Annotated in this window: 15 protein-coding genes and 1 pseudogene; 6 read left to right on the top strand and 10 right to left on the bottom strand. The window is 66.7% G+C overall.

Going from position 1 to position 18,842, the window contains the following annotated elements:
- Positions 1–54 precede the first annotated feature (54 nt).
- The 3 genes from Psi02_RS31050 to Psi02_RS31040 all read left to right on the top strand — a co-directional run bounded on the left by Psi02_RS31050 (position 55) and on the right by Psi02_RS31040 (position 4,902).
- A complete protein-coding gene (locus Psi02_RS31050) occupies positions 55–1,044 on the top strand; it encodes a LysR family transcriptional regulator (RefSeq protein WP_203979392.1) in 990 nt (329 codons plus the stop codon).
- A 948-nt stretch (positions 1,045–1,992) separates the two neighbouring features.
- On the top strand, positions 1,993–3,624 hold the full coding sequence (locus Psi02_RS31045; RefSeq protein WP_203979391.1) for an MFS transporter: 1,632 nt from the start codon (positions 1,993–1,995) through the stop codon (positions 3,622–3,624).
- Positions 3,625–4,053: 429 nt separating this feature from the next.
- Positions 4,054–4,902, top strand: a complete 849-nt coding sequence (locus Psi02_RS31040) for an SDR family NAD(P)-dependent oxidoreductase (protein ID WP_203979390.1) — start codon at positions 4,054–4,056, stop codon at positions 4,900–4,902.
- Between the two features lie 334 nt (positions 4,903–5,236).
- Here Psi02_RS31040 and Psi02_RS31035 read toward each other — a convergent pair whose 3' ends face one another.
- The 3 genes from Psi02_RS31035 to Psi02_RS31025 all read right to left on the bottom strand — a co-directional run bounded on the left by Psi02_RS31035 (position 5,237) and on the right by Psi02_RS31025 (position 9,832).
- Complete coding sequence (locus Psi02_RS31035) at positions 5,237–5,833, bottom strand: TetR/AcrR family transcriptional regulator (RefSeq protein ID WP_203979389.1); 597 nt, start codon at positions 5,831–5,833, stop codon at positions 5,237–5,239.
- A gap of 516 nt (positions 5,834–6,349) precedes the next feature.
- Entirely contained in the window at positions 6,350–7,765 is a 1,416-nt protein-coding gene (locus Psi02_RS31030; RefSeq protein WP_203979388.1) for a sensor histidine kinase, read from the bottom strand.
- Positions 7,766–8,080: 315 nt separating this feature from the next.
- Complete coding sequence (locus Psi02_RS31025; RefSeq protein WP_203979387.1) at positions 8,081–9,832, bottom strand: sigma-54-dependent Fis family transcriptional regulator; 1,752 nt, start codon at positions 9,830–9,832, stop codon at positions 8,081–8,083.
- Positions 9,833–10,308: 476 nt separating this feature from the next.
- Here Psi02_RS31025 and Psi02_RS31020 point away from each other — a divergent pair, with 476 nt between their 5' ends.
- Positions 10,309–11,034 carry a sigma-70 family RNA polymerase sigma factor gene (locus Psi02_RS31020; protein ID WP_203979386.1) on the top strand — a complete coding sequence of 242 codons (726 nt, stop codon included), beginning with the start codon at positions 10,309–10,311 and terminating at the stop codon, positions 11,032–11,034.
- An 18-nt stretch (positions 11,035–11,052) separates the two neighbouring features.
- Here Psi02_RS31020 and Psi02_RS41180 read toward each other — a convergent pair.
- The 6 genes and pseudogenes from Psi02_RS41180 to Psi02_RS30990 all read right to left on the bottom strand — a co-directional run.
- Positions 11,053–11,391 (bottom strand): annotated as a pseudogene (locus Psi02_RS41180) (Na+/H+ antiporter NhaA); the annotation flags it as partial.
- A complete protein-coding gene (locus Psi02_RS31010; RefSeq protein WP_203979385.1) occupies positions 11,351–12,712 on the bottom strand; it encodes an MFS transporter in 1,362 nt (453 codons plus the stop codon). The pseudogene Psi02_RS41180 and the gene Psi02_RS31010, both read right to left, overlap by 41 nt.
- Positions 12,713–13,049: 337 nt before the next feature.
- Complete coding sequence (locus tag Psi02_RS31005) at positions 13,050–13,430, bottom strand: nuclear transport factor 2 family protein (RefSeq protein ID WP_203979384.1); 381 nt, start codon at positions 13,428–13,430, stop codon at positions 13,050–13,052.
- Between the two features lie 221 nt (positions 13,431–13,651).
- The gene (locus Psi02_RS31000) at positions 13,652–14,122 is read right to left on the bottom strand and encodes a GNAT family N-acetyltransferase (protein ID WP_203979383.1); all 471 of its coding nucleotides are present in this window, start codon (positions 14,120–14,122) and stop codon (positions 13,652–13,654) included.
- 68 nt (positions 14,123–14,190) lie between these two features.
- On the bottom strand, positions 14,191–15,135 hold the full coding sequence (locus tag Psi02_RS30995) for an NADP-dependent oxidoreductase (protein WP_203979382.1): 945 nt from the start codon (positions 15,133–15,135) through the stop codon (positions 14,191–14,193).
- A 394-nt stretch (positions 15,136–15,529) separates the two neighbouring features.
- Positions 15,530–16,447 (bottom strand): NADP-dependent oxidoreductase, encoded by a 918-nt coding sequence (locus Psi02_RS30990; RefSeq protein ID WP_203979381.1) that lies wholly within the window; start codon positions 16,445–16,447, stop codon positions 15,530–15,532.
- Between the two features lie 292 nt (positions 16,448–16,739).
- On the opposite strand from Psi02_RS30990, the gene Psi02_RS30985 reads away from it, so the two are divergent.
- A complete protein-coding gene (locus Psi02_RS30985) occupies positions 16,740–17,327 on the top strand; it encodes a GNAT family N-acetyltransferase (protein WP_239095306.1) in 588 nt (195 codons plus the stop codon).
- Between the two features lie 560 nt (positions 17,328–17,887).
- The gene (locus tag Psi02_RS30980; protein ID WP_203979380.1) at positions 17,888–18,514 is read left to right on the top strand and encodes a TetR/AcrR family transcriptional regulator; all 627 of its coding nucleotides are present in this window, start codon (positions 17,888–17,890) and stop codon (positions 18,512–18,514) included.
- A gap of 60 nt (positions 18,515–18,574) precedes the next feature.
- Here the strand turns inward: Psi02_RS30980 and Psi02_RS30975 are convergent, their stop codons facing one another.
- Positions 18,575–18,841, bottom strand: a complete 267-nt coding sequence (locus Psi02_RS30975) for a hypothetical protein (protein ID WP_203979379.1) — start codon at positions 18,839–18,841, stop codon at positions 18,575–18,577.
- Between the last annotated feature and the right edge of the window lies 1 nt (position 18,842).

Raw genomic sequence — 18,842 nt, 5'->3', positions numbered from 1 at the left:
CTGCACCGGGCCACCGCCAGGCGTGCACACTTGCGATGAGCATAAGGTTTTCTTGTGCTTGATCCAAAGAAGCTTCAGATTCTAGTGGACGTCGCAGAAACCGGTTCCATCGCCGGAGCCGCCGACCGCGCAGGTGTCTCTGCCTCGGCGGCCTCCCAGCAACTAGCCGCCCTTGAACGCCAGATCGGTGCGGCGCTGCTGGAGCGCTCCGCCCGCAGCGTGCGCCTGACCGCCGCAGGTCAGGTTCTCGCTGACCGCGCCAGCCGTGTACTGGCGGAACTGCATGAGGCCACTCGGGCGGTCCATGCGGCCGCGGGATTACAAGGCGGCACCCTCCGCTTCGCCGCGTTCGCCTCCTCCGGGCCGGCTTTGACCGTTCCCGCACTCGCCGCCTTCCATCGCCGCCATCCTGAGATCATCATCACCTTCACCGAGATGGAACCCGAAGAGGCGATCCCCGCGGTGGCCGAGGGCACCATCGACCTCGCCGTCACGCACCGGTACCGGCACGTACCACGCCCGGACCTGCGTGGCCTGCATCAGACACTTCTTTACCGCGATCGGCTGGTCTTGGCCGTCCCTGCCCACGCACGGCCAGCCGCGCAGACCGCCGTCAGTCTCGCCGACTTCGCCGACGCCGCCTGGGTGGCGACCAAGCCCGTCACGGGATTCCAGGCCGTTACCGAACACGCCTGCCGCCGGGCGGGCTTCATCCCATACGTCGCCTTCCGTGCCGACGACTACGACTTGCTGCTATCTCTGGTCGGCGCCGACCTAGGCGTGGCCCTGGTGCCGGAACTTCTCGCCGGTGCCCGCCCTGGCATCGCCTATCTTCAATTGGCCGACCCCTTGGGGCTCACGCGCGACGTCCACATCACGACCCGCACAGCCGATCCGTCTCCCGCGGTCACCGCCATGGCACGCTGCCTCAACCAGCAGCTCACCCGACGACCATGGACACGACGCCCGCCAGTCGAGCACACGGCACCGCCCTCCTCCTCCCCACCGCCGATGCCACGATCACCAGCCAAGCCGCCGACCTGACTGGCACAAGACGCCACGGAATCGACACCTGCCTCGAATACCTCACCGCCAAAGTCACTGGGCATGCCGTTGTGACGAACGCTTTCCAGTTGGAAAGCATGGCCGCATGCACAGGCGACAGTGGTGTCCTCGATGCGGTCAGGGATGGGCCAAGCCCTACCGAGTACGGGGCGGCGAGATCAGCTTCCTCCTCCGCGAGGAATGCGACGCGACCTGGACGCCTGAACAGCAATCCGAGCGCGGCGCCTTTCGCGATCTCAGCAACCGACTGAACGAAGTCTTCGGGATCACCGGTCAGAACATCAATTGGCGGGCGCGAATAGAAGAACCGCCAGAGCAAACCTGATCCAGGGCGCGCCTTTCCTCTCCCTGCGGACGAGCACCACCCTAGCGAGAATGCGGCCAGTTCTGTCCCCTGCTCTCCATGCATATCCCGGCGACTTCCGTTCCACCGACCCGGGTGAATTCCAATCCGCCTATTCCAAAAATACGCGGGGAAGAACGTTCGGCCTGCTGAACCGGCAGGCCGAAAGGACCGCCCGCATGGGGTAGCCGTCTGGGTACTCGGCGGCCCCAGGACGGGCCCCGTGAGCGGCTGCACCAGCGCCGGCGCTCACCACCTTTTCCTACTTCCGGTGCAGCGCACGACGCGGTACACGGGGCGGGACAGGGCGCGGAGCGGAGGCAGAACACGGGGTGGGGCACGGAATTCACGCGAAGCCAAACAACAGGATCAGGAATTGACAAAGCGCTTGGCGACATGCCCACGCAAGCGCACTGAACCGCCTGCCCGCTCACATCTTCAAGAATTGACAGAACACTTGTCGGTATGCCCTCGGGAGCGCCGGAAAATCGCCGACTGTTACCGGCCGCCCGGGAATTGACACACGCCCGATGGTTGCCTACGGTCCGCTCGTCGGCTTTTCCAGACCGCATCCGAAGGTATTCATGACTACATCCACGTTGCCGAATTCCAGGCAGCGGTTGATTCTTGCCGTTCTCATGGTGTGTTCACTGCTGATCTGGCTGGACAACACCGTCCTGAGCACCACCCTGGAGACCCTCGCGGACCCGGTCCGTGGGCTGAACGCCAGCCCGGCCGAGCTGCAGTGGGCCACCGGCTCGTACACGCTGGCCTTCGCCACCTTGATGTTCACCGCGGGTGCGCTGGGCGACCGCTTCGGCCACCGGGCCGTGCTCGCGACGGGCCTGGTGGTCTTCGCCGCGTCTTCGGTGTGGGCAGCGTACGCGGGGGACGCGGGGCAGCTCATCGCCGCGCGGGCGGCGATGGGCGTCGGCAGCGCGCTGATCATGCCGGCCAACCTGGCCATCCTCATATGGACGTTCACCGGCCCGGCGCGGTCGACCGCGATCGCCATCTCCTCGACCTCCGCCGGTGTCGGCATGGCCGTGGGCCCGGTGCTCGCCGGTGTGCTGCTCGACCGCTTCTGGTGGGGCTCGGTCTTCCTGGTCAACGTCCCGGTCGTGGTCCTCGCGCTGATCGGCATCGCCCTGCTGGTCCCGAATTTCCGCAGCCCCGTCGTGCGACCGCTGGACCCGGCCGGGATGCTGCTGTCCATCACCGGCCTCGCGGCGCTCGCCTACGGACTGATCCGCGCGGGTCAGGCGGCGGCCTGGGGCCGTACGGACGTCTGGGCGCCGATCGTCGTCGGACTGATCCTGCTGACCGTGTTCGTCCACGTCGAACTGCGCAGCAAGATGCCGAGCTTTGATCCCCGGCTGCTCGCCCAGCGCGCGTTCGGCGGCGGCAACGCGGCGCTCGGCCTGCTCCTGTTCGCCATATCCGCGGTCACCTTCTACAACGCGTTCTACCTGCAGGGCGCGCGCGGCTACTCGCCGATCGAGGCGGGCCTGGCCAGCCTCCCGACCGCGCTCGGCGCGATCTTCGGCGCGCCCGTCGGCGCCCGCCTGGTGCACCACTGGTCGCTGCGGCTCGTCGCCGTGCCGGCGCTGATCGTCGCGGCGCTGACCATGGGCGCGTACGGGCTCTTCGGACTGGGCACGCCCCTCGTCTGGATCGAGGTCGTGCTGCTGGTCCAGGGCCTGTCCATCGGCATGGTGCTCGGCCCGGTGACCGCGGCGCTGATCAGCACGCTGCCGCTGGAGCGGGCCGGTGCCGGGTCGGCCGTCACCAACACCGTGCGCCAGACCGGCAGTGTGATCGGTATCGCCGTCGGCGGCACGATCATGTCGATCGTGTACCGACGCGCGATCGAGCCGTCGCTGGACGGTGTCCCCGGACCGGTACGGGAGCAGGCGCGGGTCTCCGCCGAACAGGCGCGGCACGTCGCCACCACGTCCCACCTGCCCGCGCTCGGGCACGCCGCCGACGACGCGTTCGTCCACGCCATGCATGTCGGCGCGGTCTGGATCATGTTCATCGCGCTTTTCGGCGCGGCCGTGCTGCTGCTCGCCCTGCGCCCGATCCGCAAACCGGCGGCTGCCGGGGGTGAGCCGGAGCCCGCGCGGGACGGCAGCCCGACCGCGGACGAGACGGCCCCCCGGGCTGGGGCCGAGGACCTGACCGCCCGCGAAGGCGACGACGTGGGCACCCGCTGAAGCCATGGGAACCAGGCAGAAACTCCCCGAGGCGCGGTCGGACAGTCGGCCACGTACCTGCCCGACAGGCACATGTTCGCCCTGTGGACCTGGGCCGACGGCGCCGTGGGGCCGGCCCCGCCGGTCGGTGACGTCCAGACCGTCCCCCTGGTCGTCCCGACGCCGGACCTCGGCGGGCTCAAGGTGTCCGACGTCGACTGCGTGCTGATCGAGCCGGACCGGCTCGTGGCCGTGCCCCTCGACTCGCCCGGCCGGTCGGTGGACGCAGCGGCGATCTCTTGCAGAAGTGCATCCCGTTCATCTGCCAGAGCCTGCAGCCAGAGACTCCCGATCCGTGGGTAAGCCGACTCTGGTTGCGTCGGCGCCACGGAAGCACGCTGGTCAGGCGTCGGGAAACACCCGACCACCGAGCCTTCGGAGACATCTTCCATGAGTACTTCTCGTGCCCCCCGGAACTGGTTCCTCACGGGTGCTTCCCGTGGCCTGGGCGCACACTGGGCCGAGGCGATCCTCGCCCGTGGCGACCGGCTCACGGCGACCTCCCGCAACGCGCAGGCGCTGCGCCCCCTGGTCGACCGCTACGGCGACCAGGTCCTCGCGCTGGAGCTCGACGTCGCGGACACGGCCGCCGTCAACGACGCCGTGAGCACCGCCGAGAAGCAGTTCGGGGGCATCGACGTGCTCGTCAACAACGCCGGGCACATGCTGCACGGAGCCCTGGAGGAGCCTACCGACGACCAGGTCAGGGCTCAGATCGACGTCAACTACCTCGGCGCAGTATGGACTACCCGCGCCGTACTGCCCGGCATGCGCGAGCGCCGCTCCGGACACATCATGCAGGTCTCCTCGCTCGGCGGTCTGGTGGCCTACCCGGCGCTGGGTATCTACAACGCCTCGAAGTGGGCACTGGAGGCGATGAGCCAGTCACTCGCGGCCGAGGTCGCGGCATACGGCATCCATGTCACGCTCATCGAACCGATCATGTTCCCCTCGGGACTTACGGCCTCCTCCCCCCAGGCCCGGCAGGACCCCGCCTACCAGCACGCGCGCGAGGCGCTCTACGCCGGCGCACAGGCCGCCGGTTTCGTCCCCGGAGACACCGCCGCAACCGCCGACGCCCTCCTGGCCGTTGCCGACGCGCCCGCTCCGCCGCTGCGCGTGCTGTTCGGCACGGGCGGCCTGGACGCTCTGCGCACCGAATACGCCGGCCGGCTCGCCGCCCTCGAGGAGTGGGACCACATCTCCCGCCTCGCTCAGGGCAAGCCGAACGGAGCATGAGCCCCCTATAACGGGAGCGTTCATTCGCCGGGAGCTCGCGGCCATTGTCCCTGCAAGGCACTGGAGATGGCCCTGTCCCCGATCGGACCCTTAACCTTGATCGTTCATGAGTCCCCGTCAGGTCACTGGCGGGGACTCTGTGTCTGTGTGGCGGGGCTTTTCGGGGCTGGGGCGGGCTGAGAGCCCGGCTGTCGCGACGGGTGGGCGCCGGGTTCCACTTCACGCCCTGCCCCACAAGCCCACATGCTCGTTCAGCACGTGTTGCCAGCCATTCCCGTCATAGAGAGTGCAGTTGCATGCCTGAGGATGAGGCGCCGAAGATGCCCATTCGCGACTATTTGGATCGTCCGGTTCGAGTGCTGGAACGCCGTCGCGAGGTGGCGGCGATGGCGGGCCACAGCACGGCCACGACGCGTTCGGGAATCTCCTTCTTCGGCTCACCGGAGTAGAACGCGGCAAAGTAGCTGCCGAAGCACATCATCGCGATCATGCGGGTGTCGATGTCGGCGTAGACCGCGCCGCGTTCCTGAAGCTGCTTCAGGACCTCCTCCACCAAGGCGACGCGGGGCTCGACAGCGTGCTTGCGCAGGATCTCAAGCAGCTCCGGGGTACGGATCGCCTCGCCGGCGAAGTTGCCCATCAGCACCATGGCGTCGGGGTTGTAGTAGGCGGGGTCGAGCCGGCCGACGGCCTCGACGAGCGCGTCGCGAGGCTCCAACTCGGACAGGTCGACGCTGTACATGTCGCGCTGTTTGCGGAAACCGTAGTCGAGCGCGTCGACCACCAGATCGAACTTGTTGTTCCACCGGCGATACAGCGTGGGCCGGGTCACCTTGGCATCGGCGACGATGTCACCGATCGTCATCCTCGAGTAGCCGTCGCGCACAAGCCGCTCGCGGGTGGCCAGGATGATGGCCTCGTCGATGGCCATGTCCCGAGGCCGGCCTCCGAGATGCGCACGGTCGGTCTCCCCCGTTGCACCATCGCCGCCGCGTTGTTCGCTCTGCGGTTGTCGTGCCCGGACCATGGATCACCTCGCGGATGACGACTGCCACCACAATACCGCATATGTTACAGCGAGTGACTGTAACATGACTGCCGCTCGCAGGATGATCATGCGCTCAGTTACAGCTAGATACTGTAACCAAACGACTATCGCGCCGGCATGGTGCTCAGTGCGGATCGACTCGGGAGATCCTCCCGCCCGGCTGGTCATCAGGCTGAAGCATCAGCGCTGTGCGTCGATTGACGCCATTCCAGCACCTCTGGAACATCGCGATGCCATGAACGACGTTTGGTGACGTACAGGTTGTTCGGCTACGCGCATGACATGTGGTCCCCAGATGGTCTCCACACCGCCGGCTCAGCGATCCCCACCTCCAACCGAGCGCCGGAAGAGTGGCACGAGCTGTTCCCCAACCCCGTCGCCGGCGAGTCCCTCCGCCGACTACGTCATGGAGATCTGGCCTGGATCCTGTGTGTGCGAGTCGGTCTCCCGGTAGCGCGGAAGGCGCAGGACGAAGCGGGCGCCGCAGTCGCTGTCTTCGATCCGCAGCGTGCCTCCGCACGCCTCGGCGATCTGCCGGGCGATCGGCAGGCCGAGCCCGGTGCCCCCTGCGTCTTTGTTGCGGGCGGCGTCCAGGCGGGCGAACCGCTGGAATACCAGCTCGCGCTTGTCCGGCTCGATGCCCGGCCCGTCGTCGATCACCTCCAGTACCGCGACGCCGTACGGGAAGCCCCGGTCGTTGGACTCGACGTGATGCACGATGACCGTGATCGTGCTTGCGGCGTGCCGGTCGGCGTTGTCGATGAGGTTGGTGAGCAGGCGGCCCAGGCGCGGCCGGTCCCCCAGCACGACCACGTCCGGTTCAAGACGGCAGACGAGCCTCTTGGTTGTGTGGTGGCGCATCTGGCACTCCGTGCTCGCCAGCTCTGCCAGGTCGACCGGATCGTTCTTGCCGGGCGCGCCGGCGTCCATTTTGGCGATGGTCAGGAGGTCGGACACGATCGCCTCAAGCCGGTCCAAGCTTGAGAGAACGGCGCGCCCCATCCTGTTCATGGTGTCCTCTGGAGACGCCGACATCGCATCCTCGACCTCCGCGCGGATCGCGGCGAGAGGGCTGCGCAGGTCGTGCGAGGCGTCCGAGGCGAACTGGCGCTGCCGCTCCATCGCTCCTTGCAGGCGGGTCAGCGTGTGGTTGACGCTTTTGGCCAGATAGTGGATCTCGCACTTGCCAATCGGAACCGGTACCCGGCGCCCGGGACAGGTCGCGTTGATCTCGTCGAGCTTCCGTCGGATGGCACCGACCGGCCGGAGGGACGCGATGGCGATCCGGTTGGCGAGGTACGTGACGGCCACGGCCACGATGATCGCGGACCCGCCGAGAAGGGCGGCGAACTGCGGATCGATCCACCAGGGCACAACAGGTGAGGAGGCATAGACGGTCCAGTTCACCTGATGCCAGCGAGCCGACTGCGCGACCACGATGTCGCACTTGTCGGCCCCGAACACCCCATCGCACACGACTGCCTGCTTGCTGCCCTGGCTGCCCGGGCCGAATTCGGCCATGGGCGGCTTGCCGCGTAGCGCTGTTGTGGAGGCGACGACATGCCCCTGCGAATCGACGATCTGGATGTTGCGGAACTGACTACCCGGTAGCTCGACGTAGCCCTGGGCGTACCGCTCGGCCTTCTGGGCCACCTGACCACTGATCGCGCGGACCTCTCGGATGAGCGAGCCAGTGGCCAGACTATGGGTGGCGACCATCATTACGACGGCCAGCAGCGTGGACAGTATGGCGGCCACCACGCCGGTGAACAGCGTGATGCGTGCGACGATCGAACATTTGTCTTTCGCGTTCATGCTCCGACGCTCTGATCCGGTTGACCCCACGAGCCCTAGGGCTGTGATGTGTGGAGTGAGATGGTGGTTGGACCCAGGGTTGGGAGATGCCACGCGCTACCGGGGCAAACCAGCTACGGTTCGCACACTCGTGCAATCCCAGATCTAGGCGATGATCCATGCCGATGTCAGGCTCTGGAGGATCTGTTGCGAGTCCTGCGACACATCACGCGGGACCTGGCGCGCTCGTCGGCCGAGGGTCTGAGGAGTGAACACCTGGTTGAGACGTTGTCTTCATACAGCCAAACAACCCGATTAGCCCGGGTGTGAGATGTCTCAATCTGAGCGTGTTTCAGCTGTTGTGATGCCGTACGCGTTGATCCGGCGGTAGATGGTGGCCCGGGAGATGCCGAGCAGGTCGGCCGCCGCAGCCTTGTCGCCATGCGTCTCCAGCAGCGCACCTATGATCGCGTCGCGCTCGATCGACTCCCATCGGGTGAGGACGTGGCTCCCGGTGGCGTGACACGACTCCGGAAGGTCCTCGGGCTGGATCTGCCCGACCCGCCGTCGGGCCAGGGCGTGACGGAGAGCCTGGGCGAGGTCGGTGACGTTGCCGGGCCAGGTCGAGCGGAGGAGCACCCGCATGGCCTCCGGGCCGCACGAGACCGACCGGCCTGGGGTGAAGGTGCTCAGCAGCGCAGGCACCAACTCCCGTACATCCTCGATGTGGTGGCGCAGCGGCGGCACGGTGAGCGTCGCCGGCAGCCTGCCGGGCAGGTCCTCGGGGAGTTCGGCGCCGATGTCGGTGGTGGCGACCACCCAGACTCGATCCGCGTCTTCGGCGATCGTATCCAGCCAGTCCATCACCGCTGCGCGTGCGTCGTCCGCGAACGATTCCACATGGCGCAGGACCACGGTGCCTCCAGGGGCACCGAGAGCCGCCCGGCACCGGCCGGCCACGTCGGCGTCGGACTCAATCACAATGAACGGTCGCTCCGGTGAATACCAGGAATGGACGGCCCTGGCGAGCGCCACCTTGCCCACTCCCGGCTCGCCCTCCAGGAGCACCTGTGTATATGTCTGACGGTGCATCGCCAGGTCGGCGCAGACATTGGCGAATACCGTCGAAGTGCCGGCCAGCTTCAGATCGGCGGGTCGTATCCGCGGCCGGGGCGTCGACCGGGGGCCGTCCGTGAGGGAGATCTTCACCACGGCGCTGTTCGGCTCGACGGGGTTGAAGCGGATCCTGACCTGCTCGCCACGGGACAGAACAAGCCTGATGGCGTGCTTCCCGCCCGCGCGCAACAGCTCGGCCACCATGTCCCGCAGAATCGCATGGTCAGAAGGCGCGAGCAGGTCGACCGCCCGACGATTCGCCATCGTCAGACCGTCGGCGACGGCGACGATCGCCTGACCGCGGTGGCGCTTGGCGGCCATGAACCCCTCCAGTAGTTTCCGCTCGCGCTCGGAGCCGAGCTCCAGCAGCCGCCGCTCGATGTCCCCGGCGGCGCTGCACACCACAGCGGACATCACCGGGCCGTCGCCGGGCGACCAGCACGTGATGTCCACAAGGCCTGCCAGCCTCCCGGTCAGCGGGTCGGTGATCGGAGCGGTGGCACACGCCATTGCGTGCAACGGCGCGGCGAAGTGCTCGCTTCCGCCCACGAAAGTGATCTGCCGCGTCTCACGCGCGGTCCCGATGCCGTTGGTGCCGACGTGCTCCTCGGCGAAGCTGAACCCCGGAGCCAGCCAGATGCTGTCGAGGTGCCGCCTGAAGGATCCGTGGTCCACCCGGCGATCCAGGAGCCGACCCTGAGCATCGGTGAGGATCAGGCTCACCGGGGCGTCCGACAGCGTCTGCTCCAGCCGATCCAGCACCGGCGCCGCGGCGAGCACGAGCCGTCCTTCGGTGTCGAGATCCTCGAAGTACGGCGGGTTGAGATCGTCGTAGCTCACTCCGGACAGGCGAGAACGGCGCCACGACTCCACGATGGCGGGGCGCACCTGCATCACAGGCACGTTGCCGCTTTGTAAGAAGCACTCGCGCGCCCGGGCGATGTGCTCAGTCACCCCTCCGCTGTAGAACATGCCAGCCTCCCCAAAGCAGACATGATTGATCATTTATGGATACTTCTGTCCAAGTTGGAACACCTGCACCGCACGTCGATCGCGAGGAAACGCGTGTCAACCGGGCGTCCGCATCACCTCAACGCCCTGTTCCGTCCGGTTTGAGCAGCACCCCTTGAGGCCTGCCAGAAGGGCGTGGAGCCTGATGGTCTCGCTGGGCGTGTACATCACCTCGATGCGAGGGGTAAGCCAGGCCGGCTGCACCACTCCACGAACAGAGCCGCACTGACGAGATTGGACGATTGCGTCCACTATGCTAACGTCCAGCGAGTTTCGTTACAACAACTAACTGTAACGATCATTGTGAAGGCGATCAATAACGTTCGTCGTAAGGCCTGGTCCGCTATCTGGTGCGCATCCCGCGCAACCACGGCCAGCTGCCACCCGACGGCGATCGTTGGACTGAATCGTCCAGTTTTCGGTTGCTCAGGTGCCGCGTGGAGAGTGACCTGACCAGCGTGTGCGCGGCTTGTGATGCTCTGGCGAAAGAGGGGGCAGTGGACCCGGAGACTGATCGGGAGAACCGCCGATGGGTGCGTGATCTCGCTGCTGCCGGCCCCGTCAGAGAGGCGGCGTGCAGGGAGCTGTATCCGTTGCTGCTTCGCATCGCGAAGTCTGAGGCACGTCGGCGTGCGCCGGTCCTAGAGCTGGACGGCCCGGAGCTCGAGGACATTGCCCACCAGGCCGCCGCTGACGCGTTGATGGCCATCGGCGAGCGTCTGGACAGGTTCCGGGGTGAGGCAAGGTTCACCACGTGGGCGAGCAAATTCGTGATCTTTAATGTTGCCACCAAGATGAATCGTCACTTCTGGCGTCGCCACGAGGTCCCCTACGATCAAGAGGATTGGTCCAGGATCGCCTCGAGGTTCGACGTGGGCCCCGACGACGAGGCGCAAGTCCGGGAGTTCGCGGCGGCGATCTCGACCGCGGTCGAAGAGAATCTGTCGGAGCGTCAACGCATTGTGTTCGTCGCGACGGTCCTCAACGGCATGCCGATGGATGTTCTGGCTGACGAGCTGGGCTCGACCCACAACGCGCTGCACAAGGTGCTCTTCGACGCCCGGAAGAAGCTCCGCGCTGCGCTGGTGGCAAGTGGCTACCTGCCCGCCACGCCGCAGATGACCGCACGCAACTCGACACCCAAACCGACGTTGAAACCATGACGATGCAACCCGCGCATCGCTCGTCAGCTCGCCGATCGCGAACTCCCGGCGCACTTCGAGCCCGGCCGTGAAGAAGAAGATCGCCATCAGCGTGTCGTTCACCAGTGCGTGAAGCGTGAAGTCCAGAAGCAGGTCGCCGACGCCGACCATCAGCTGGGTCTCCCAGAACGTCTCGTACGACGCCAGGGACACGTTGACCCAATGATCGCTGCAAGCGTCGCGACGAGGAGGAGCAGGGCGCCGATCCGGTTCTGGCCCATTGCGCCGATCCGCGCGGCGATCCGCGGGGCGTCGACGAGCGCTCGCGCAGCCCTGCTCAGGGTCGAGTGAGGTCTGGATGACGGTGAGGTTCGTCATGAATATTCATGTGCTGGCCGTTCCCGCTCGTGTCGGGGTGCGGGTTGCGTGCAGCGAGGACGGTGAACAGCGTGGCGACGATGGCAAGGCCGCCGTAACCGAGGGCGAGCTGTGGCAGTGAGAAGGTTCTCGAGAGTTCCCCGGAGATGAGGCTGGGGAAGGCAGCGCCGCTGTAGCAGAGGAGGTAGATCGCGCTGAAGATCGGTGCCCGGTCGGCCAGGGTGCTGCCATGCAGCAGGCCGCGGGTTGCGGCGCTGATGGCGATGCCTTGACTGGCGCCCGCGACGATGGTTGCGGCGATGAACAGCACCAGTGCGCCGGTGGCGATCGCTGTGATGATGCCGATCCATCCGGCCAGGAAGATGATCATGCCGAGGCGTTGGGCGGCCGCGGAGGTGAACCGGCCGCCGAGGGGAGCACCGAGAACGCTGGGAGCCATGTAGGCGGCGAACACCAGCCCGAGGACGAGCGGGCTGCGCGTGTGGAGTTGTTCTTCGACCACCGCTGGCACGAAGGCCTGGTAGAAGGCCCCGGTCGCCCAGGTGGCCAGGAACACCGCGGCAGCGACGGGGAGCAGATGCCTGACCCGGGCCGGTACGCGGACCCGGGGCAGCAGTGATCGCCAAGCGCCCGGCGACGGAGTCGCCGTCTCCGGGCTGACAGCGACGAGTGCGGCAGACAGGAGGAGGAAGCCGACGGCAACCAGGTAGATGAGCTCGCGTGGCCAGGGGCCGAACTGGACCAGGGCTCCGGACGCGATGGCGCCGACGGCGAGGCCGAGCATGACTGTCTGGCTGGAGGCGACGGAGGCCAACCAGGCCGGCCTGGCCGGTGCGGCATCGACGATGTAGGAGGTGAGGCTGCTGCTGGCCAGCCCGGCACCGAGGCCCATCAGGAGCCGGCCGGCGATCAGGATGCCGATGTCGTGCACGTTCAGCAGCAGCAGACAGCCCAGCACAAGAAGGCCGAGGCTCGCGATCGAGGTGGGCCGGCGGCCCAGATGATTTGACAGCCGTCCCATCATCAACAGTGTGGTGAGAGTGGCAGCGGAGTAGGCGACGACGGTCATCGAGATACCGGCGTTGGTGAACCCGTCCTCGGCCCGGTAGATGTTGAAAAGCGGGATCGTCGAGCCCACCGCGGCGAACGCGGCCACCAGGGAGACCACCGCGGATAAGAATGCCAGCCGGAGCGTTCTGCCCCGACGAGCCTGGTTGAGCGCTGGTGCCCCGTTTTGCATCGAGCCGTGCCTTTCTATGGTTCTGAACCACCCCGGAGTCTCTGGAGGCTTCGGATTGCGCACGTCGACGTAGCCGCGCACCGTGGAGGTGCCGGTGAGCCAGGTCCGCACTGAGCCGATGTCGGTCGTGGACGCTCCGGCCTGCTTGAGCGCGTCCTGGGCGTGGCCGGGCGTGCCAGAGAGGATCACGAGGTCGTGATCTGCTGGAATGCGGACGGCGCCGGTGTAGCCGCCCCTGTGGGCGGCTACACCGGTGTCCGATTCCGCTGATCTTGTGCGTGGTCTTTCTCGTCTGGGGTGAGTACTGGAGCGAGGCCGCCGGCCGGTCTCGGCTTGTTGCCGTGTCGTGGCTTGCCCTTAGGTCCCTAACCGGGGGCGGGGTTGCCTCGCGACCAGCAGCCTCGCGCGCGTGGTCGGGTCAGGCGCCCGGGGCGATCGCGCAGGCGGAGACGCAGACCCAGGCGCCCTCACGCTTCTGGTACACGTCCGTGTACAGCGCTTCTTGCTCCACTCCATCAGCGATCATGGTGTATGCGGCGCGGCCGTGGATCAGCGCAACATCGCCGAGGATGCGGATCTTGACTTCGCGCAGTGCGAGATCCTTGAAAGGGCGCGGCTTAGCGATGTACTCGAGGTACTCGTCGCGGTTGCGGGTGACACCCGGAGTCTGCACGATGAAATCTTCGGCGAGGAACTCACTGAACCGCTTGGCATCGCTGGCCTGATCCGCATGGTTGTAGTCAAGGTTGAGCTGCTCGAGGATCGCCAGATCTTCCGTGAACTGCTTGGTGTCGTTCATTTTCTTGTTCCTTCTATGTGCGTTTCGGCGTTCGCCGCAGGCGAGTTGTCTTTTCGGTGCCCGTGTACGCGGTGCCGACGTGCAAGGTTGTCCCGTCTGATTGGTGTCAGATCCGCCGCGCCGACTTACCGACGACGTCGCAATCTCGCTCGCGCCTCGACGCCCTCTCGCCGTAACCCGCGCCGATCAGTGACAGTCGACCACGTCTGAACGCCGGACGGTTACGCCAGGTCGCGCTGGAACGCGGTGAGCTCCTCGTCGTGGCCGACTTCCGCGGGTTCGTGCTTGGGGTGGGCGCCGGAGCCGGGACGGACCTTGTCGATGAGGTCGGCGTACTCGGGGTTGCGGTCGATGAACTCACCCACGAACGGGCAGATGATGGTGATCTTCTTCCCGCTCTCGCGGATCGCGTCCAGCACACGAGCCACGAGCTCCGTGGCGACCCGCTTTCCGCGGTACGCGGGCTCGACCCAGGTCTTCAGCAGCACAACACGGCCGCCCACGAACCGGTAGGTGAGCTCGGCGATCGCGTCGGCGCCGAGGGTGGCGACCCATCGGCCGTGCTCGGTGTCGTTGATGACATCGAGCTCCCAGCTGGATTCCACCTCGCTGAGACCTGTCTGGTCCAGAGCAGCGATGAGCGCTGCGTTGTTCTCTTCGCGGGTGGCGGCCTCGGCCTCGAGATTGATCATCATTGTCACGCTTTCTGTCAGGGGAGCCAAGAAGTGGGCTTTGGGCAACGGGTGTGGCCTCCGCGTCCCTATGGACGAACGCGGATGATGGTCTTTCCCTCGACCCGCTCGGTCGGGTTGAAGGCGGCGACGGCGTCGTCCAGGGCCGCGACGGCGCCGATGTTCGTTCGCACTCGTCCGTCCCGCACCCGCTGGGCGATCTCATTCAGTTGAGAGCGGTCGGACACGACGACGAAGTCGATCGCCAGGCCGTCCGCAGGCCGTGCTTCCGGTGGTCCGGTGACGGTCACCAGCGTTCCCCCGGCTCGAATCAGACCTGTAGACCGCTTCTGGATGTCGCCGCCAAGGACATCGAAAACCAGGTCGACCCCGCCGACATCTTCCAGAGTGTCGCTGTCGAGGTCGACGAACTCGTGCGCGCCGAAGTCGAGCGCGGTCTGCCGGCCGGTGGCGCGTCCGGTGCCGATGACGTGGGCGCCGGCCTCACGTGCGAACTGGGTTGCCATCGAGCCGACAGCGCCGGCCGCGCCGTGCACGAGGACGCTCTGGCCGGCCTGAAGGTGGCCGTGCTCGAACAGACCTTGCCACGCGGTCAGGCCGGTCATCGCGACGCCTGCGCCGACCGTGAAGTCGACATCGCCCGGCAGCGGCGCGAGATTGCGTGCCTCGACGACTGCGTACTCGGCGAGGGTGCCGTCGCGAGTCCAGTCCGTGAGGCCGAACACCCGCTGTCCCACCGACAGGCCGGTTGCGCCATAGCTGAGGGCGGTGACCACACCTGCCACCTCGTGTCCGGGGATCGACGGCGTGCGGTCACGGCCGAGGCGATCGATCCAGGTCGAGGGCCACTCCAGCTCATTCCCGGTGAATCCCGACGCATGAACTTCAACGACGACATCGCCGTAGTTCGCGCCCTCAAGACTGGCGAGCCTCGCCGCATCCGGATCAGGCCGCTCCACCAGCTTCATCCCGGCGGTTCCCGCGGACCGGTTCGTCACCACGATCGCTTTCATTGAATACCTCTCTGTAGCAGTGCTCACAGACACCCGTCACGTCGTAATGAGGGTCTGTGTTGTCTCCGCGTCCTTATCGGCGAACGCCGATGATGCCCTTGCCCTAGACCGGCTCGGTCGGGTTGACGGCGACGACGGCATCGTCGAGAGCCGCGACGGTGCCGATGTTCGTCCGCAGCCGCCCATCCCGTACCCGCACGACTCGAACTACGTCCGAACGCCGGACGGCTACGTCAGGTCGTGCTCGAACGCGGTGAGCTGCTCGTCGTCCTGCCCTCTCGCGGGTTCGCGCTGAGGGTGCGGGTGGCGGCCTCGACCCCGAGATTGATCGTCATTGTCACGGTTTCTGCCGGGGAGCCGTGGCCTTAGAAAATCGGGTGTGGCCTCCGCGTCCTTATGGACGAACGCGGATGATGGTCTTTCCCTTGATCCGCTCGGTCGGGTTGAAGGCGGCGACGGCGTCGTCGAGCGCCGCGACGGTGCCGATGTTGATCCGCAACCGACCATCCCGGATCCGCTGGACGATCTCACCCAGCTGCGCGCGATCGGCCTCGACGACGAAGTCGACCGCCAGGCCCTCCGCCGGCTGCGCTTCGGGCGGGCCGGCGATGGTCACCAGCATTCCGCCGGCTCGAACGAGGCTCGCGGACCGCTTCCCGATGTCGGCGCCGATCACGTCGAAGACCAGATCGACTCCGCCGACGTCGTCCAGCGAGTCGTTGTCGAGGTCGACGAACTCCTGCGCGCCGAAGTCGAGTGCGGTCTGCCGATCGGCGGCACGTCCGGTGCCGATGACATGGGCACCGGCCTCTTTGGCGAGCTGGGTCACCAACGAGCCGACTCCGCCGGCCGCGCCGTGCACGAGGACGCTCTGTCCCACCTGGAAGCGGCCGTGCACGAACAGTCCCTGCCACGCGGTCAGGCCGGAGATCGGCACGCTCGCGCCCACCGTGAAGTCGACATCGCCCGGCAGCGGCGCAACGTTGCGCGCCTCGATGGCTACGTACTCGGCCAGGGTGCCGTCGCGAGTCCAGTCCGCGAGGCCGAAAACCCGCTGTCCCACCGACAGCCCCCTCGTGCCATAGCCGAGCGCGCTGATCACACCGGCCACCTCGTGGCCGGGGATCGACGGCGTGCGGTCGCGGCCGAGGCGATCGGTCCAGGTTCCGGGCCACGTCAGCTCGCCGGGGGTGAATCCCGACGCATGTACCTCAACGAGGACATCGTTCACCGCCGCCTCCGGCTCGGGCCGCTCGACCAGCGTCATCCCGGCCGTCCCCGCGGCCTGATCCGTCACCACAATCGCCTTCATCCGGAGCCTCCCTGTATCCAACCCACGCCTGCGTGACATCTTTGGTTCACCAGTGTTCGTGGCACCTGGATCTCGGCTTCTTACGCTGATCGATAGGGCTTGTGGCGCGAGAGTGCCCCTGGCTCTCTTTGGATTGGTGCCCGGGACGCCACATCTCTTTCGTCTGCTGTCTGGCTCGCTGTGACGTCACCCGGTTGCGGGCCTCGATGGACGAATTCGTCCAATACGGCGTAGCGTTATCAACCGCTAGGCGCACCGTCGGGCGTGCCCGTCCCCGCATCGAGGAGCAGCGTTGACTCACGAGGTCACTATCGTCGGTTCGACCATCAGCACACCGCGGTTGCGGCTGCGTCCGTGGCATCAAGATTACGCAGCCGGGGCGCTCGACATCTACGGCAGCTCGGAGGTCTCCCGATGGCTGGCCCCGGCAATGGATCGCGTCAACGACCTCGACCAGATGCGTGCGGTGATCGCCGGATGGATCGCCGCACCTCTGGGATCCGAGGGGCGCCCGAGTGGCCGGTGGGTGATCGAAGAGACCGAGAGCGGGCGCGTCGCAGGCTCGGGTCAGATTCTTCCGCTGCCGCCGGAGTGCGACGACCTGGAGTTGGGCTACCAGCTCGCCCCGTGGGCGTGGGGGCGGGGGTTGGCGGCCGAGGCGGGTCATGCCCTGGCCCACTATGCCTTCAGCAACGGCGAGGAGGAGGTGTTCGCCGTCGTACGGCCCAAGAACGAGCGCGGCACTCGCGCCGCCCGCCGCATCGGGATGGAGTGGGTCGGGGAAACGGACAAGTACTATGACCTGCGTCTTCAGGTCTTTCGGCTGCGGAAGGGCGACTTGGACACCTCCGCGCTCGAGCCGGGCCCCGTCGAACGCTGATCCCGGTTCGTGCCTGGTCGTTCTCGAGCAGGACGGCCACACCTGCCCTGAGCCCGCGCACACACCGAGAACGCCGTAGCGAGCGTTTCGCTCCCGCATCGAGATGCCGAGGGTGAGCAGCCGGCGCGATGCCCATCAGTCCGGGCTCCAACGCATGCACCGCCGAACCGACGATCCTGGCCGACGGCGCAACCCCTAGCCCTGCGACCATGTCATCGCTGGCGATGACTACGGCGCTCGATCCATCGGAGTGCGACATCGACTCGACACCGGCGGCCGGACCGATTTTGGTCATCCCCAGTTGGATGGGGTGCGCGAGGGAGATCGCCGCGCCGAGCGAGGAGGCGCAGAAGCGGTTCAGTGATCGCAGGAACACTCTCGGGGAACCCTGGAGCGTTCGCAGGCTGCAACCATCGGTAGGCCCAAGAAATCGTCAAGGCGCAGGTGTGAGAGCGAGCCCCCAATACTTCCCGAACGGAGTGCGAGCCCCTGCCACCACGTACGCATCTGTACTATGCGCGAACGGTCACGAGTAGCCCGATCGGTAACATGAACCTGTGATGACGACCGCTGAATCGCACGATGGCAGACGCCTGACGGCGCGCGGTGCAAAGACGCGGGCAAGGATCGTCGCCGCGGCAACCGAACTGATGTACATCCAAGGAGTCGGGGCCACCACGCTGGATGACGTGCTCGCGGCGAGCGGAGTGAGCAAGTCGCAGTTGTACCACCACTTCGACGGCAAGGACGCGCTCGTGCGGGCCGTCGTGGACCACGTGGGCGAACGCATCATCGAGCGCGAGCGCGAAGCCCTCGGCCATGTCTCGACGATCCGGGGCCTGCGACGCTGGCGGGACGCGTTGGTCCAGAACAATGCCCTTCGACATGGCGCCTACGGCTGTGCGCTCGGCTCGCTGGCCTCCGAGGTCTCCGATCACGACGCTCTCGCACGCCAAGCTCTGTCTCAACTGTTCACCGAATGGCAGGGACTCCTGGCAGGCGTGTTGCGACGGCTTCAAGACGGTGGTGCGCTTGCGCCCGAGGCGTCGATAGACCAGCTCGCGACCGGGCTCATGGCCGCCCTCCAGGGCGGGTACATGCTGGCCCAGACCGCGCGCGATGTCACACCGATGGCAACATCGATCGACATGGCACTTGCGTACATCGAGAGCCTGTCTGAACGTTGAGCTCATCGCCAAACGGCCCCGGATCCGGGCCGAAGTCGCGGGCTGAGAGCATGGCCCAACTCAGAACCTGAGTAAGCCGCTGGCCGCCTTCACTGCCCACAGGCCCTGTGGCACCGGGCTCTGTGACGACTGCCGATCCCAGTGTTCCAGCAGTTCCCGCATCTCGGCGAGGTCACGCACAGGCTGTCGCCTGCCGATCGCCTTGGCAGTTCTCGGGTCCCCGTAGATCTCGAACGCGCCGTGGGCGTCTTCGGCAGACCGGGACCGCAGGATGAGGGTCGAATTGACGATGTGGTCAGGCTCGATGGTGATGTGCAGGTCATCCATG

It is taken from the genome of Planotetraspora silvatica, from assembly GCF_016863315.1.
Taxonomy (GTDB): domain Bacteria; phylum Actinomycetota; class Actinomycetes; order Streptosporangiales; family Streptosporangiaceae; genus Planotetraspora; species Planotetraspora silvatica.
This window is presented reverse-complemented; position numbering and strand designations above follow the sequence as displayed.

Bases quoted from the DNA above. Each gene is read 5' to 3' on its own strand.
- Psi02_RS31025 (WP_203979387.1), bottom strand. From the start codon at position 9,832: ATGTTCTACAGCGGAGGGGTGACTGAGCACATCGCCCGGGCGCGCGAG.
- Psi02_RS31035 (WP_203979389.1), bottom strand. From the start codon at position 5,833: ATGGCCATCGACGAGGCCATCATCCTGGCCACCCGCGAGCGGCTTGTG.
- Psi02_RS30975 (WP_203979379.1), bottom strand. From the start codon at position 18,841: ATGGATGACCTGCACATCACCATCGAGCCTGACCACATCGTCAATTCG.
- Psi02_RS30990 (WP_203979381.1), bottom strand. From the start codon at position 16,447: ATGAAGGCGATTGTGGTGACGGATCAGGCCGCGGGGACGGCCGGGATG.
- Psi02_RS31040 (WP_203979390.1), top strand. From the start codon at position 4,054: ATGAGTACTTCTCGTGCCCCCCGGAACTGGTTCCTCACGGGTGCTTCC.
- Psi02_RS31045 (WP_203979391.1), top strand. From the start codon at position 1,993: ATGACTACATCCACGTTGCCGAATTCCAGGCAGCGGTTGATTCTTGCC.
- Psi02_RS30980 (WP_203979380.1), top strand. From the start codon at position 17,888: ATGACGACCGCTGAATCGCACGATGGCAGACGCCTGACGGCGCGCGGT.
- Psi02_RS31000 (WP_203979383.1), bottom strand. From the start codon at position 14,122: ATGATCAATCTCGAGGCCGAGGCCGCCACCCGCGAAGAGAACAACGCA.
- Psi02_RS31030 (WP_203979388.1), bottom strand. From the start codon at position 7,765: ATGAACGCGAAAGACAAATGTTCGATCGTCGCACGCATCACGCTGTTC.
- Psi02_RS30995 (WP_203979382.1), bottom strand. From the start codon at position 15,135: ATGAAAGCGATCGTGGTGACGAACCGGTCCGCGGGAACCGCCGGGATG.
- Psi02_RS31005 (WP_203979384.1), bottom strand. From the start codon at position 13,430: ATGAACGACACCAAGCAGTTCACGGAAGATCTGGCGATCCTCGAGCAG.